Source organism: Bacillus sp. FSL K6-1560, assembly GCF_038592935.1.
Taxonomy (GTDB): Bacteria; Bacillota; Bacilli; order Bacillales; family Bacillaceae; genus Bacillus; species Bacillus subtilis.
Genome location: NZ_CP151946.1, coordinates 2074226 through 2087854 on the forward strand (window position 1 = coordinate 2074226; position 13629 = coordinate 2087854).

At 42.8% G+C, this 13629-nt stretch carries 20 protein-coding genes; 13 read left to right on the top strand and 7 right to left on the bottom strand.

Annotated elements, in window-relative coordinates; all coding sequences use genetic code 11:
• The first annotated feature begins 12 nt into the window (after positions 1 to 12).
• The 4 genes from ablA to NYE22_RS11600 all read left to right on the top strand — a co-directional run bounded on the left by ablA (position 13) and on the right by NYE22_RS11600 (position 2842).
• Positions 13 to 1428 (top strand): lysine 2,3-aminomutase, encoded by a 1416-nt coding sequence (ablA, locus tag NYE22_RS11585; RefSeq protein WP_004399420.1) that lies wholly within the window; start codon positions 13 to 15, stop codon positions 1426 to 1428.
• Entirely contained in the window at positions 1425 to 1703 is a 279-nt protein-coding gene (locus NYE22_RS11590; protein ID WP_004399539.1) for a YokU family protein, read from the top strand. Before ablA ends, NYE22_RS11590 begins: the two co-directional genes overlap by 4 nt.
• 86 nt (positions 1704 to 1789) lie before the next feature.
• Positions 1790 to 2014, top strand: a complete 225-nt coding sequence (locus NYE22_RS11595) for a YozE family protein (protein WP_003231160.1) — start codon at positions 1790 to 1792, stop codon at positions 2012 to 2014.
• A gap of 147 nt (positions 2015 to 2161) precedes the next feature.
• Complete coding sequence (locus NYE22_RS11600; RefSeq protein WP_014480050.1) at positions 2162 to 2842, top strand: hypothetical protein; 681 nt, start codon at positions 2162 to 2164, stop codon at positions 2840 to 2842.
• Here the strand turns inward: NYE22_RS11600 and NYE22_RS11605 are convergent.
• Positions 2839 to 2982, bottom strand: coding sequence for a hypothetical protein (locus tag NYE22_RS11605; RefSeq protein WP_003231164.1), 144 nt, complete (start codon positions 2980 to 2982; stop codon positions 2839 to 2841). The two genes, NYE22_RS11600 and NYE22_RS11605, sit on opposite strands and share 4 nt — an antisense overlap.
• Positions 2983 to 3100: 118 nt before the next feature.
• Between NYE22_RS11605 and NYE22_RS11610 the strand changes: the two genes are divergently transcribed.
• The 3 genes from NYE22_RS11610 to yodL all read left to right on the top strand — a co-directional run bounded on the left by NYE22_RS11610 (position 3101) and on the right by yodL (position 4340).
• Positions 3101 to 3277 carry a YozD family protein gene (locus tag NYE22_RS11610; protein WP_003231166.1) on the top strand — a complete coding sequence of 59 codons (177 nt, stop codon included), beginning with the start codon at positions 3101 to 3103 and terminating at the stop codon, positions 3275 to 3277.
• Between the two features lie 76 nt (positions 3278 to 3353).
• Positions 3354 to 3965 carry a phosphatidylglycerophosphatase PgpB gene (pgpB, locus tag NYE22_RS11615; RefSeq protein ID WP_004399336.1) on the top strand — a complete coding sequence of 204 codons (612 nt, stop codon included), beginning with the start codon at positions 3354 to 3356 and terminating at the stop codon, positions 3963 to 3965.
• Between the two features lie 60 nt (positions 3966 to 4025).
• The gene (gene yodL / locus NYE22_RS11620; RefSeq protein ID WP_004399431.1) at positions 4026 to 4340 is read left to right on the top strand and encodes a shape determination protein YodL; all 315 of its coding nucleotides are present in this window, start codon (positions 4026 to 4028) and stop codon (positions 4338 to 4340) included.
• A 39-nt stretch (positions 4341 to 4379) separates the two neighbouring features.
• Here yodL and NYE22_RS11625 read toward each other — a convergent pair whose 3' ends face one another.
• Positions 4380 to 4505, bottom strand: coding sequence for a hypothetical protein (locus NYE22_RS11625; RefSeq protein WP_003231174.1), 126 nt, complete (start codon positions 4503 to 4505; stop codon positions 4380 to 4382).
• 201 nt (positions 4506 to 4706) lie between these two features.
• On the opposite strand from NYE22_RS11625, the gene deoD reads away from it, so the two are divergent.
• Positions 4707 to 5408 (top strand): purine-nucleoside phosphorylase, encoded by a 702-nt coding sequence (gene deoD, locus NYE22_RS11630; protein ID WP_003241589.1) that lies wholly within the window; start codon positions 4707 to 4709, stop codon positions 5406 to 5408.
• An 82-nt stretch (positions 5409 to 5490) separates the two neighbouring features.
• Positions 5491 to 6312, top strand: coding sequence for an LD-carboxypeptidase LdcB (gene ldcB / locus NYE22_RS11635; protein ID WP_014480046.1), 822 nt, complete (start codon positions 5491 to 5493; stop codon positions 6310 to 6312).
• A 70-nt stretch (positions 6313 to 6382) separates the two neighbouring features.
• Here the strand turns inward: ldcB and NYE22_RS11640 are convergent, their stop codons facing one another.
• Positions 6383 to 6634, bottom strand: a complete 252-nt coding sequence (locus tag NYE22_RS11640) for a hypothetical protein (RefSeq protein ID WP_014477099.1) — start codon at positions 6632 to 6634, stop codon at positions 6383 to 6385.
• 87 nt (positions 6635 to 6721) lie between these two features.
• Positions 6722 to 7423, bottom strand: coding sequence for a class I SAM-dependent methyltransferase (locus NYE22_RS11645; RefSeq protein WP_032725993.1), 702 nt, complete (start codon positions 7421 to 7423; stop codon positions 6722 to 6724).
• Positions 7424 to 7575: 152 nt separating this feature from the next.
• Between NYE22_RS11645 and ctpA the strand changes: the two genes are divergently transcribed.
• Complete coding sequence (gene ctpA / locus NYE22_RS11650) at positions 7576 to 8976, top strand: carboxy-terminal processing protease CtpA (RefSeq protein ID WP_014480043.1); 1401 nt, start codon at positions 7576 to 7578, stop codon at positions 8974 to 8976.
• Positions 8977 to 9009: 33 nt separating this feature from the next.
• On the opposite strand, the gene NYE22_RS11655 is transcribed toward ctpA, so the two are convergent.
• Positions 9010 to 10500, bottom strand: coding sequence for a sodium:solute symporter (locus NYE22_RS11655; protein WP_095252369.1), 1491 nt, complete (start codon positions 10498 to 10500; stop codon positions 9010 to 9012).
• Positions 10500 to 10700, bottom strand: coding sequence for a DUF3311 domain-containing protein (locus NYE22_RS11660; RefSeq protein ID WP_095252368.1), 201 nt, complete (start codon positions 10698 to 10700; stop codon positions 10500 to 10502). Before NYE22_RS11660 ends, NYE22_RS11655 begins: the two co-directional genes overlap by 1 nt.
• 183 nt (positions 10701 to 10883) lie before the next feature.
• Between NYE22_RS11660 and NYE22_RS11665 the strand changes: the two genes are divergently transcribed.
• Together NYE22_RS11665 and NYE22_RS11670 are read left to right on the top strand one after the other, a co-directional pair.
• The gene (locus tag NYE22_RS11665) at positions 10884 to 11795 is read left to right on the top strand and encodes a ring-cleaving dioxygenase (RefSeq protein ID WP_095252367.1); all 912 of its coding nucleotides are present in this window, start codon (positions 10884 to 10886) and stop codon (positions 11793 to 11795) included.
• A 15-nt stretch (positions 11796 to 11810) separates the two neighbouring features.
• Positions 11811 to 12413: an alpha/beta hydrolase gene (locus NYE22_RS11670; protein ID WP_003231194.1), complete on the top strand. Its 603-nt coding sequence runs from the start codon at positions 11811 to 11813 to the stop codon at positions 12411 to 12413.
• 42 nt (positions 12414 to 12455) lie between these two features.
• On the opposite strand, the gene NYE22_RS11675 is transcribed toward NYE22_RS11670, so the two are convergent.
• Positions 12456 to 13064, bottom strand: coding sequence for a nitroreductase family protein (locus tag NYE22_RS11675; RefSeq protein ID WP_014477092.1), 609 nt, complete (start codon positions 13062 to 13064; stop codon positions 12456 to 12458).
• Between the two features lie 129 nt (positions 13065 to 13193).
• Between NYE22_RS11675 and yodB the strand changes: the two genes are divergently transcribed.
• Positions 13194 to 13532 carry a transcriptional regulator YodB gene (gene yodB / locus NYE22_RS11680; RefSeq protein WP_004399427.1) on the top strand — a complete coding sequence of 113 codons (339 nt, stop codon included), beginning with the start codon at positions 13194 to 13196 and terminating at the stop codon, positions 13530 to 13532.
• Positions 13533 to 13629: the final 97 nt, after the last annotated feature.

Below are 13629 nucleotides of genomic sequence, written 5' to 3' on the forward strand. Positions count from 1 at the left end.
GGAGGAGTTCGTTTGAAAAACAAATGGTATAAACCGAAACGGCATTGGAAGGAGATCGAGTTATGGAAGGACGTTCCGGAAGAGAAATGGAACGATTGGCTTTGGCAGCTGACACACACTGTAAGAACGTTAGATGATTTAAAGAAAGTCATCAATCTGACCGAGGATGAAGAGGAAGGCGTCAGAATTTCTACCAAAACGATCCCCTTAAATATTACACCTTACTATGCTTCTTTAATGGACCCCGACAATCCGAGATGCCCGGTACGCATGCAGTCTGTGCCGCTTTCTGAAGAAATGCACAAAACAAAATACGATCTGGAAGACCCGCTTCATGAGGATGAAGATTCACCGGTACCCGGTCTGACACACCGCTATCCCGACCGTGTGCTGTTTCTTGTCACGAATCAATGTTCCATGTACTGCCGCTACTGCACAAGAAGGCGCTTTTCCGGTCAAATCGGAATGGGAGTCCCCAAAAAACAGCTTGATGCTGCAATTGCTTATATCCGGGAAACACCTGAAATCCGCGATTGTTTAATTTCAGGCGGTGATGGGCTGCTCATCAACGACCAAATTTTAGAATATATTTTAAAAGAGCTGCGCAGCATTCCGCATCTGGAAGTCATCAGAATCGGAACAAGAGCGCCCGTCGTCTTTCCGCAGCGCATTACCGATCATCTGTGCGAGATATTGAAAAAATATCATCCGGTCTGGCTGAACACCCATTTTAACACAAGCATCGAAATGACAGAAGAATCCGTTGAGGCATGTGAAAAGCTGGTGAACGCGGGAGTGCCGGTCGGAAATCAGGCTGTCGTATTAGCAGGTATTAATGATTCGGTTCCAATTATGAAAAAGCTCATGCATGACTTGGTAAAAATCAGAGTCCGTCCTTATTATATTTACCAATGTGATCTGTCAGAAGGAATTGGGCATTTCAGAGCTCCTGTTTCCAAAGGTTTGGAGATCATTGAAGGGCTGAGAGGTCATACCTCAGGCTATGCGGTTCCTACCTTTGTCGTTGACGCACCAGGCGGCGGCGGTAAAATCGCCCTGCAGCCAAACTATGTCCTGTCACAAAGTCCTGACAAAGTGATCTTAAGAAATTTTGAAGGTGTGATTACGTCATATCCGGAACCAGAGAATTATATCCCCAATCAGGCAGACGCCTATTTTGAGTCCGTTTTCCCTGAAACCGCTGACAAAAAGGAGCCGATCGGGCTGAGTGCCATTTTTGCTGACAAAGAAGTTTCGTTTACACCTGAAAATGTAGACAGAATCAAAAGGAGAGAGGCATACATCGCAAATCCGGAGCATGAAACATTAAAAGATCGGCGTGAGAAAAGAGATCAGCTCAAAGAAAAGAAATTTTTGGCGCAGCAGAAAAAACAGAAAGAGACTGAATGCGGAGGGGATTCTTCATGAAAACATGCGAATGGTGCGGCGAGCTTGAAGCGGTGCCCGGCAGGAACACGGTGTACTGGGAGCTCCCTGATGGAACGAGGGCTATAGAACTGACAGACACCCCTGCCATGGTATGTTCTTCCTGCGGTATGACCTATCAAGAGGAAAACACGGTTAAGGAGATTGAGGATCAGCTGCTTTTAATTCAAACAAAAAAACTGCCTGAAAGCCTGACATATCAGCAGCTCATGGAGACAGAAAGAATTTTGAAACGCAACTATTTTGACTTCTCCTGAGTCATGTTTCAGTATTCTTTTGTTGTAATTTTACACTTGAACTGTATAATAGAACAACAAAAGACAGACACCAGGAGGGGAAACCCATGAAATCCTTTTATCACTATTTATTGAAATACAGACACCCTAAGCCGAAGGACAGCATCAGTGAATTTGCCAATCAGGCGTATGAGGATCACAGCTTTCCAAAAACATCAACCGATTATCATGAAATCAGTTCATATTTGGAGCTGAATGCTGATTACCTTCACACGATGGCGACGTTTGATGAAGCTTGGGATCAATACGAGTCTGAAGTGCACGGCAGATAATAGCTGTTTCATCCGCAGATCACTGCGGATTTTTTTATGTCCCCCATACCATAATTGGATATTTCCTTTGGTTTTCATGCCCATGCGAATTGGCTTCACCTGGCATACGATAGCGTATGAGAAATGTTGCGGCGAGGGGGAGACACCATGAAGCAAAATAAACCGAAATTCCAAGTAGGGGATATCGTAGTCGTCATTATGTATGGAACAGTCGGCACCATCACAAAAGTACACCAAATTGATAAACACTATCTTTATGAAGTCAATCATAACGAAGTTTTATACTTTGAATCATCTATTCAGCTTTATAAAGATTATGAGGGTGTTATTGTCGACATGGAAAAGCTTGATATTGAGTATGAATTCCTTATTGGGGACGTTGTTTATGTAAAAGACTATGGAAAAGAACTCTTTCGCATTATCGGCCATAGAACAGAAATTTGGAGATATTTGGAAGATGGCTGGGAAGATATCATTTATGAGCTGACCCGTTTAAAGGATGGAGAGTGGCTTGAAACGGAGGAAGAGGATCTCACGCTGGTGCTTAGAAAATATGAAATGGACCAGTTTGTGCATCAGCTGTTGTTTGTCCATTATGTCGGAGAAACTGGCCATGAGATCGGCGAAGATATCGCATCGTCTGCTCTTCTTCAGTTTGAAGGCGATGATGAAGATCAAGATACCCTTCACATCCTTGCTGTGTCAATTGTTGATGAGCTTCTGGATATTTATAATGACTACAAAATTCTGTACGAAATGTTTCATGATGAAGAATATAAAGACATGATGATGTTTGTTTTGGAAAGTTTAAAAGAGCATTTCAGTTAGTTTGTGAACATACGGATCAAGACATATAAAAAATATGGCAGACAGCCCCAAATCATCACACGCGTCATTCCTTTGAGCGTTTTTTCCATTATGATATCAAATCTTTCTCCGTCCAGTGCTTCCATCATTTTAGCAATCATAGCGTCAGCCTCCCATGGCTCGTTTTTTATTCAATATATGACTGAAAGAATTGTTTAGAACACCGGGTATAATTCAGCCTGTTTTTTCATAAAACATAAAAAAGGAGGCGGTACGGAGATGAAAGAAATAGATCTTGTGATTGATACGGAAGAAATCGCTGAATTTTTTTACAGAGAGCTTGCAAGACGGGGCTACATACCGAGTGAGGATGAGCTGTTTGAAATCGCTGATATCACCTTTGATTATTTGATAGAAAAATGTATGATAGATGAAGAGCTGGATGAAGATGAATGAGGCTTAAAACCGGAGTTGTCAGCTCCGGTTTTATTATTCATGTTCTATGACTTCTGTGAAAATTGAGGTGGTTAAATTGTACAAGCCCGTTAGTTTGTTTCTTTTCTTTCTCATTCTAGCTGCGGCCATTCATACAAATGCTGTTCAATCTGCAGATGAAGCAATAAGCAAGGCAGCTGTTTTGATCCGTCAGCCATGGCTTAATGAAGTCATGACGGGGATCACGCATCTTGGTGCTTCTTCTTTTCTGCTCCCTCTAATTGTCATCATTGGAGCAGGCATGTTTTTCTACAGAAAAACATGGGACGGCCTGTTGATGCTCTTAGTATTCGGCACAGATCGGCTGTTAAACAAAGTCTTAAAAGAATGGATCGAAAGAGTGAGGCCTGATTTTGCACCGCTGGTTCATGAATCATCCTTCAGTTTTCCGAGCGGCCATTCCATGAATGCTGCTTGTGTCTATCCTGTTATTGCTTACTTTTTAGTGAAACACCTCCCGTTTTTGTCCAAGCATAAAAAAATGGTATATATCATAGCCGGTGTAATTGCTGTTTTGGTCGGCATAAGCAGAGTCTATCTGGGGGTTCATTTTGTGACAGATGTGTTAGGCGGCTTTAGCCTCGGCTTGCTTCTGTTTTTCCTAGTAAAAGGTTTTGACGAAAAGATTAAGCGGTTTCGACAAAAATAGAGAGAGGAAAACACAGCAAAAACGCCAATATGTTAAAGAAATAAAAGGGAGGGGATCTTGATGATGTTATCCGTGTTTAAAAAGAAGTCTTGTTCCTATGACGTGACAATATTTCAGACACCCCGGTTTGGCGAAAAAAAGGGCTACAGAGCCGTCTATCGAACTGAACTGAACGGGAGCGATCATCAAGACGTGCTGAAAAGAGCATTCTCTTTGTTTAATGTATTCGACACTGTTCCGAGTGATTATGATGCAAGATTTATGGCCACAGGGGACGTGATCCTGATTGATGAAGGCAGAAAAGGGAAAACATATTATCAACTGCTTCCCGCCGGCTGGAGGAAAATCAATCGTCTGATTGTACAAACGACATAATGAAAAGAAAACTGCGGAAACCCGCAGTTTTCTACAGTTTTAAGGCTTGCGTTTGGCAGCGGAATATTCTTTCCCGTGTGCTTCTTCAGCTGCAATGATATCTTTTTCAGGTATATGATTGTTCTTTTTTTGGCCTGTGATCCGGTTGCGATGTTTTTTACCCATGTCCCACCCCTCCTTCCTGCGGTTAGGTTTTCAAATTAACACCCCGATTATCCGTTTTTCTGAGGAAGTGCCTAACAGATCCTCGAACATTTCTTTTTTCGACATATTCCTTTATAATCAATGCTGAAGTTTGTTTCATCATGACATTCGTTGTAAAATTGACGGGCTGGATGATAATTTAGATTTACAGGAGGATATGAGATGAGTGTACATATAGGTGCTGAAAAAGGACAAATTGCGGATACAGTGCTTTTGCCGGGAGATCCTCTCAGAGCAAAATTTATTGCAGAAACGTATCTTGAAAATGTAGAATGCTACAATGAAGTCAGAGGCATGTATGGATTTACGGGTACATATAAAGGTAAAAAAATCTCAGTACAAGGCACGGGAATGGGTGTTCCGTCTATTTCAATTTATGTGAATGAATTAATTCAAAGCTACGATGTGCAAAATCTAATAAGAGTCGGTTCTTGCGGCGCTATTCGTAAAGATGTCAAAGTGCGAGACGTCATTTTGGCGATGACCTCCTCAACTGATTCACAAATGAACAGAGTCGCTTTTGGAAGCATTGATTTTGCGCCTTGCGCAGATTTCGAGCTTTTAAAAAATGCCTATGATGCCGCAAAGGATAAAGGTGTGCCGGTGACTGTAGGAAGCGTATTTACAGCTGACCAGTTCTACAACGACGATTCGCAAATTGAAAAACTTGCAAAATACGGTGTGCTTGGCGTTGAAATGGAAACAACTGCATTGTATACATTAGCAGCGAAGCACGGAAGAAAAGCCCTGTCAATTCTCACCGTGAGTGATCACGTATTAACAGGAGAAGAAACGACAGCGGAAGAGCGTCAAACGACATTTCATGATATGATAGAAGTGGCTTTACATTCCGTATCACAATAAAATATATCAAGAGGCGTGCTGGGTGCCGGCAGCCTCTTCTTTATGAATGCGGAAACGATTGATAAAAGGAAGGTAATGTAATATGAAAAAGTCCGGTAAATGGTTCTCACTGGCTGCCGCTCTGAGTGTAACGGCAATAGTCGGAGCCGGCTGCAGCATGTCGAACGGTGATGCTCAAAAGGATACGAAAACCACAGCAGAAACAAAGCAAACAGAACAAAAAACAGCTGACAGCAAAAAATCAAACACTCAAAACAGTGAGTTTTCATTGGAAAGCCAGTATTTCAATGATATTAAAAAAGTCGATGGTCTGGAAACCATTCAAAATCCAGAAAATATACTCGCGCTTGTCAATAAACAATATGCACTGCCCGGAAACTATGAACCTAGCGATCTTGTCATACCTGATGTAGAGTTTTCTTTTGAAGAAAAGATTCAAAAACGTTACATCAGAAAAGAAGCGGCCGACGCATTAAAAACAATGTTCGATGCTGCCAAAAAGGAAGGCTATGAACTGGCAGCTGTCTCAGGGTACCGTTCGTATGACAGACAGAAAGTCATTTTTGACAATGAAGTAAGCCTAAAAGGGGAAAAGAAGGCAAAGGAAGCGGTCGCTTACCCGGGTGAAAGCGAGCATCAAACAGGCCTTGCGATGGACATTTCGAGCCGGAGCAATGGCTTTGAGCTAAATGAAGCGTTCGGAAGCACGGCAGACGGGAAATGGGTGCAGGACAATGCTTATAAATATGGCTTTATCATTCGCTATCCGAAAAATAAAGAAGATATCACGAAATATGAATATGAGCCATGGCATCTGCGCTATGTAGGCAAAAAAGCCGCAAAGGTCATCCAAGATAATGATTTAACGCTAGAAGAGTACTTTGAAAAAGTGAAGAAAATTTAAAATGAAAAGCCCGCTTACACTAGATAAGCGGGCTTCATTGTGTCTGGTGAATCTAGCATTTGTTCTATGCTTACCAGAAGAATAAACCAGCAAGAGCGACCCCTGTAATTAAACCGAGGGAAATCCCGTAAGCTGCTCCGTATCCCCAATAACCGCCCCAATATCCGTAACCGAAACCTCTTGGCCCTCCGCCGGTCGGAGCTATAAAAACTCTGTCTCTTGTTACACGGGTAATTCTGCCGACGTGAACTCTCCCGCCTCTCTCTGTAATTCTGACGACTTTACCTTGATGGTTTTTGCAAAGATGATAATATCTCTCCAATATTGTTCCCCTCCTATCCTGACTTTCTATCAGCATATGATAGATAGGAAAAAAAGGTTGGACGAAAACAGGGGGCGATACGCCGTTTTACTTGTACGCGATAAAAATACAATGACCCATGTACTCACTATATAACTGCATGAGCTGATAATGAGTTTGAAGCGTATCGTAATAGATGGGATCAATCGTTTGCGATAAATCCATTTCTGTGGTTGGTTCAAATTCCATGTCTTCCGGAAGAAGTGTCATCGCTTCTGTTTTTTGAAAGCCATAGGATCTTAGGAGTTTATGCCATTCGCTTTCTTCATGTAAGCAAGTAAATCCGTAAAAATCCATCATTTGCTTCTTTTCTGCAGGGGGCATCGGTTTTTTTAAAGCAGCTTCGATACCGATCAGCATCCCGCCGGGTTTTAAAACTCTTGAAATTTCTTGAAGAGAGGATGTCAGGCGTGAAAAACTGAGGACCGATTCTGACAGGACACAGGAAAAGGACTCAGAAGAAAACGGGAGATGTTCCAGCTCCGCCTGGTATGCAGGGATGACAAGCCCTTCATTCGCAAATCTTTTTTTCGCTTTCTCAAGCATAATAGGATCTTTATCAACGACTGTTACAGGATACAGCAAATGTCCTAAATAAGCCGCCGTTTGCCCTGTTCCGCATCCGGCATCAAGAATCGGCTGATTCGGAGAGGGTGCAGCCTTTTGCAAGACCGCTTTTGAAAAAGCCAGCCCGCCTGGGTGCGCCCCTGCGACACCGAATAAGGACAGCATTTCTAAATATCGGCTCAATATCGAATCCTCCTTTTTCCTTATCATATGTCGTATAAAGACATAGGTTTATGAAAAGGAAAAGAAGGGCGTTTCTCTTTCATTTCTGCTCCGAGTTGACGAATAAGAATTCGTCCATGATAATAATGTAAGAAGAAAAAGGTGGTGTTTAATTGAAACGGCAATTAAAACTGTTTTTTATTGTGCTGATCACTGCAGTTGTCGCTTCGGCGCTTACTTTATTTATTACGGGCAATTCCAGTATCCTGGGCCAAAAATCAACAAGCACAGGAGACAGCAAGTTCGACAAATTAAATAAAGCGTATGAGCAAATCAAAAGTGATTATTACCAAAAAACAGATGATGACAAATTAGTAGACGGAGCAATTAAAGGAATGATTCAATCACTGGATGATCCGTATTCTACATATATGGATCAAGAGCAAGCGAAATCATTCGACGAGACGATTTCAGCATCTTTTGAAGGAATCGGAGCCCAAGTAGAGGAGAAAGACGGAGAAATCCTTATTGTATCCCCAATTAAAGGTTCACCTGCTGAAAAAGCCGGTATCAAACCGAGGGACCAAATCATTAAGGTAAATGGAAAAAGCGTAAAAGGCATGAATGTAAATGAAGCCGTCGCTTTAATCCGAGGCAAAAAGGGCACAAAGGTGAAGCTTGAACTGAACAGAGCGGGAGTGGGGAATATCGATCTTTCCATTAAGCGCGATACCATTCCTGTAGAGACTGTCTATTCAGAGATGAAAGACAACAACATTGGAGAAATTCAAATCACTTCTTTCTCTGAAACAACAGCTAAAGAACTGACAGATGCGATTGACGGTTTAGAGAAAAAAGGCGCCAAAGGCTATATTTTAGACTTGAGAGGCAACCCGGGCGGCTTAATGGAACAGGCGATTACGATGAGCAACCTGTTCATTGATAAAGGGAAAAACATCATGCAGGTTGAATACAAAAACGGTTCAAAAGAAGTCATGAAGGCCGAAAAAGAACGGAAAGTGACCAAGCCGACCGTCGTTTTAGTAAATGACGGTACAGCAAGCGCAGCCGAAATTATGGCCGCTGCCCTTCATGAATCGTCAAACGTACCGTTAATCGGCGAGACGACATTCGGAAAAGGTACAGTGCAAACGGCAAAAGAATATGATGATGGCTCTACTGTCAAACTGACAGTTGCCAAATGGCTGACTGCTGACGGCGAATGGATTCACAAAAAAGGCATCAAGCCTCAAGTGAAAGCTGAGCTGCCTGATTACGCGAAGCTGCCGTATTTGGACGCAGATAAAACGTACAAATCAGGTGATACAGGCACAAACGTCAAAGTGGCTCAGAAAATGCTCAAAGCACTTGGTTACAAGGTAAACGTTAACAGTACGTATGACCAGGATTTTGTATCTGTCGTCAAACAGTTCCAGAAAAAAGAGGAGCTGAAAGAAACAGGCATACTGACTGGCGATACAACAACGAAATTAATGATAGAACTTCAAAAGAAGCTGTCTGATAATGATACGCAAATGGAAAAGGCAATTGAAACACTGAAAAAAGAAATGTAAAAAAACCATACGCGGCTGCCGCGTATGGTTTTTTTATGCACCCTTTTGATTTGGATTAGCGTCTTGTTTTTTGCCAAATAAACCTTCAATGACAGGATTGGATCCCGCGTTTTTAACGAACAGCGGATTCAGGATCACCACAGCGATCATGTTGGCGGCCAATCCCCAGAATCCTTCATAAATGCCATGTGCGGATTGAGTGGTATACACAATAAACGTAACCGCAAGGCCGACTAATAATCCGATAACTGTCGCTTCTTTCGTTTGACGCTTCCAGAATAGACTGACAGCAATCGCCGGGAAGATTTGCACCATGCCGGATACACCTAATAGCTGGAGTGTCACTAAGGCAGTCGGGAACAGCATTCCAAACAGCAGCGCGAGACCGATGACAACAAAGACCATTGAACGTGTGACAAGAGTAAGCTTGCTTTGCGACACATTCGGATGAATCAAATCCCGGTATAGGTTGTTGGCGAATAAATTCGATGCGCCGATTGCCATAATGGAACAAGGTATTAATGAAGCAAGAGCGATAGTGGCATATGCAAAACCTTGTGCCACGCCGCCGTAAGATGTTTGAATCAAATGCAGCAGCGCGAGTCTTGGATTTGTATCTTCCGGCAGAACAAGAAAGGCGATAAAGCCAAGAAAAATGACCAAAATTAACACAATATTGTAAAGAGGTAAAAACATGCTGTTTTTTCTTACTGCATCAGCGCTTTTCGCCGTGAAAACACCTGTAGCGGCATGTGCCCACATAAAAAGTGCCAGAGCGGAAACAATAGATGCTGTGATAAACCAAGGAATGCCTTTTGGCCCTTCTGACGGTATCGTCAGCATTTGCGGCGCTTCCTTCACTAACGTGTCAATCATTGGCGTCCAGCCGTTAAAATGAATGAGAGGGAGGGACACCACCATAAACAGCATAATGACCCATACTAAAATGTCCTTAATGATGGCTGTATATGTGGGCCCTTTAATCCCGCTGAAGAATGTGTAAAGAGCAACAAGAATAAATGAAATGATCACAACGAATTTTACGTTAATATAGCCAGTGCCGGCAACCTGAAGCGTGTCTTGAATGCCGCTCAGCTGAAGGCATATGTACGGAATAAGCATGAGTACCCCAACGATGGCAACGAGGCTTGCCAAAAGCTTACTGTTAAAACGTTCCCGGGCATAATCCGCGAGTGTTGTTAATTTATGAATTTTCGCAACTTTCCAAAGTTTTGGCAAGAAGAAGTAGGCGATAAAGTAGGCCAACACAGAATAAGGAATGGCGAAAAATGCAACACTTCCGCCTGTAAAAGCAGTACTGGTCAACCCTAAGAAAGTATAGGCCGTATAAAGGTCAGCGCCTACTAAAAACCAGACGAGAAGACCGCCGAAGCGTCTGCCGCCGACAGACCATTCTTCCACAGAAGTGCGCGAGGATTTGTCTCTTCCGGCGAGAAAGCCGATACAGACAACGGTTAAAACAATAATAGAAGTAATGAGAAGTGCAGTCAGATTCCCTTGCATTATTCAAGTCCTCCATCTTTTTTTTGCATCTGATAAATGCCAAACGAGCATAACGGCGTAACAATAATCCACAGCAGCAGCCAAAAGTGGAAAAACGGCAGGCTGAACATAATCGGTTCTATTCGATTCACAAGCGGCAAAAGCGCGAGCTGAACGAATGGCAAAAGAATGAGAATAACAATAAGTGCTTTTTTAACCATTTACTTTCCTCCTGAAACATGATAATGCTCACTATAATAGCAGTTGTTAGAAAAGATCACAAGATAATTATTAGAAAAAAATGATTTTTTCAATTATTTAAACAAAACACATGGTTTGCATCCTTTTCAATAAAGGTTTAAAATAATAAATATCTTGAAATCGAGATAAATAGGAGTGAGAAAATGAAAACAGAAGGATTGCACCATGTCACAGCATTCGCCAGAGATCCGCAAGAAAACTTGCGATTTTATACAGAAGTGCTTGGGCTCAGACTTGTTAAAAAAACAGTAAACTTTGATGATCCCGGGACGTATCATTTTTACTTTGGGAATCAAAACGGAGATCCCGGTACAATAATGACCTTTTTTCCGTTCCAAGGAAGCGGACAGGGAACGGTAGGAAAAGGCCAAGCGGGCCGGGTGTACTTTTCAGTTCCCTCAGGCTCCCTGTCTTTTTGGAAGGAGCGTCTTGAGAAAAGCGGGCTGAGCCTAGAGGAAAAAACGTTGTTTGGTGAAAAAGGTCTTATTTTTGATGATACAGAAGACCTTCCGCTGGCGATCATGGAGGATGCGAAAAGCGGCAAAAGCGAGTGGACGCCTGACGGGATCACAACAAATGAAGCAATTACGGGAATGAAAGGTGTGCTGCTATATTCCTACGACCCGCAGGCGACCATACAATTGTTAACGGAAAGCTTTGGATACACCAAAGTGGCCGAAGAAGACCAGATTGTCAGACTGGCATCCTCAGCGGCCGCCGGCGGTGTCATTGATGTCCATTTACATCCTGAAAAAAGAGGAGTCGGAGGATATGGTACGGTACACCATGTAGCGTTTCGGACTAAGAAAAAGGAACAGGCGAAATGGCTGCCGATTATTGCTGAAAACCATCTGCCTTCGTCAGAAATTCTCGACAGGGAATACTTTACATCAGTTTATTTCAGGGAGAAAGGCGGTATCTTATTTGAAATTGCCACAGATGAACCGGGCTTTATGACAGATGAAACGTTTGCTGAGCTAGGAACTTCCTTAAAACTGCCTGAATGGCTGGAGAAACATAGACAACAAATTACAGACGTTTTACCTGAACTTTAAAAGGGGGAATTTATAATGAAGCATATTTATGAAAAAGGAACATCTGACAACGTACTTTTGCTGTTGCATGGCACGGGCGGTAATGAACACGATCTGCTTTCATTGGGGCGGTTTATAGACCCTGATGCCCATTTGCTTGGTGTCAGAGGATCGGTGCTTGAAAATGGAATGCCGCGATTTTTCAAACGTCTGAGTGAAGGAGTTTTTGATGAAAAGGATCTTGTGGTGCGGACAAGAGAATTGAAAGATTTTATCGACGAGGCTGCAGAAACGCATCAGTTTAATCGCGGCCGAGTGATTGCAGTCGGTTATTCAAACGGCGCAAACATTGCGGCAAGCCTGCTTTTTCATTATAAAGATGTGTTAAAAGGGGCTATTCTGCATCATCCAATGGTTCCGATTCGGGGTATCGAGCTGCCTGATATGGCGGGGCTCCCTGTTTTTATCGGTGCCGGGAAATACGATCCTCTTTGCACGAAGGAAGAATCAGAAGAGCTTTACCGCTATTTGCGTGACAGCGGGGCATCTGCCTCCGTTTACTGGCAGGACGGGGGCCATCAGCTGACTCAGCATGAAGCTGAACAGGCTCGTGAATGGTACAAAGAGGCGATTGTATAAAAAAACCTTAGTCCGTATTTCGGACTAAGGTTTTTCATATCCTTACAGCCAAGTTGATACTTTTGAAAGCGGCAGGCGGTTGCTTTGATGGGCAGGCTTCACTGCTTTGCCGATTGAAATAAGCATAACCGGAACATAGCGCTCACTGATATCGAATTGCTTTTGGAACTGCTCTTTGTTAAATCCGCCAATTGCGCAAGTGTCATAACCTTTTGCTTTTGCGGCAATCATAAGCTGCATAGCAGCTAAAGAAGCATTTAAGAAAGCGGAATCACGTGCGAATTGCTCGCTTTGGTAAGCACCGTTGATTTGGCCGAGCAATGTTTGTTTGATTTCATCCGTAATATAGCCCTGGCTTGCTAATTCAGCATAAACTTCTTCACCGTTTTCATTTGCCTTTAAATCGCCTAAAATGGCAACAACAGCAGAAGACTCAACGATTTGTTTTTGATTATACGCTACAGGAAGAAGCTCAGCTTTTGATTCATCGCTGTGGAATACTGTAAAATGCCAATGCTGAAGGTTCCAAGCGGAAGGCGCTTTAGCGGCAAGGTCTAATAGCTCAGTCAGCTCCTCCTTAGAGATCGGGGCATTTGTATCATATTCCTTTACAGATGCACGTGCTTTTAAAACATCCAGAGTATTCGTCATAGTGTTTCCTCCTTCGGATAAACGTGGTATGATAATAGAAAAGTTAGAAGCTTACTAAATGTAACTTGAAAGATTATTGTAATGGATCATTGAATACATGTCAATCAATAGATGAAGGGATGAAGGCTTGTGGGAAATACGATGTGCCCTAAAATGGAATCCGCATTCTCATTGCTGGGAAAACGATGGAACGGTCTGATCATCCATGTGCTAATGGATGGGCCGAAACGGTTTAAAGAGATAACGGAAACAATACCGATGATCAGCCAAAAAATGTTGGCAGAGCGCTTGAAGGAGCTTGAACAAAACGAGATTGTCGAACGGCAGGTTCTCCCTGAAACGCCGGTCAAAGTCATCTACACGCTGACTGAAAAAGGAACAGCGCTTCAAGCTGTATTTCAAGAGATGCAGGCATGGGCCGATCAATTTTGCGAGCCTGGTGACACAGTGTGTGAAGAAGAGAAATAAGGAAAGCGGCGTCTGAAAAAGCGCACTTGTTTCCATGGTGAGTCATGTAAGTACGGTTCACACCCGTTTACATGACTTTTTATATTTGTCAGACTGA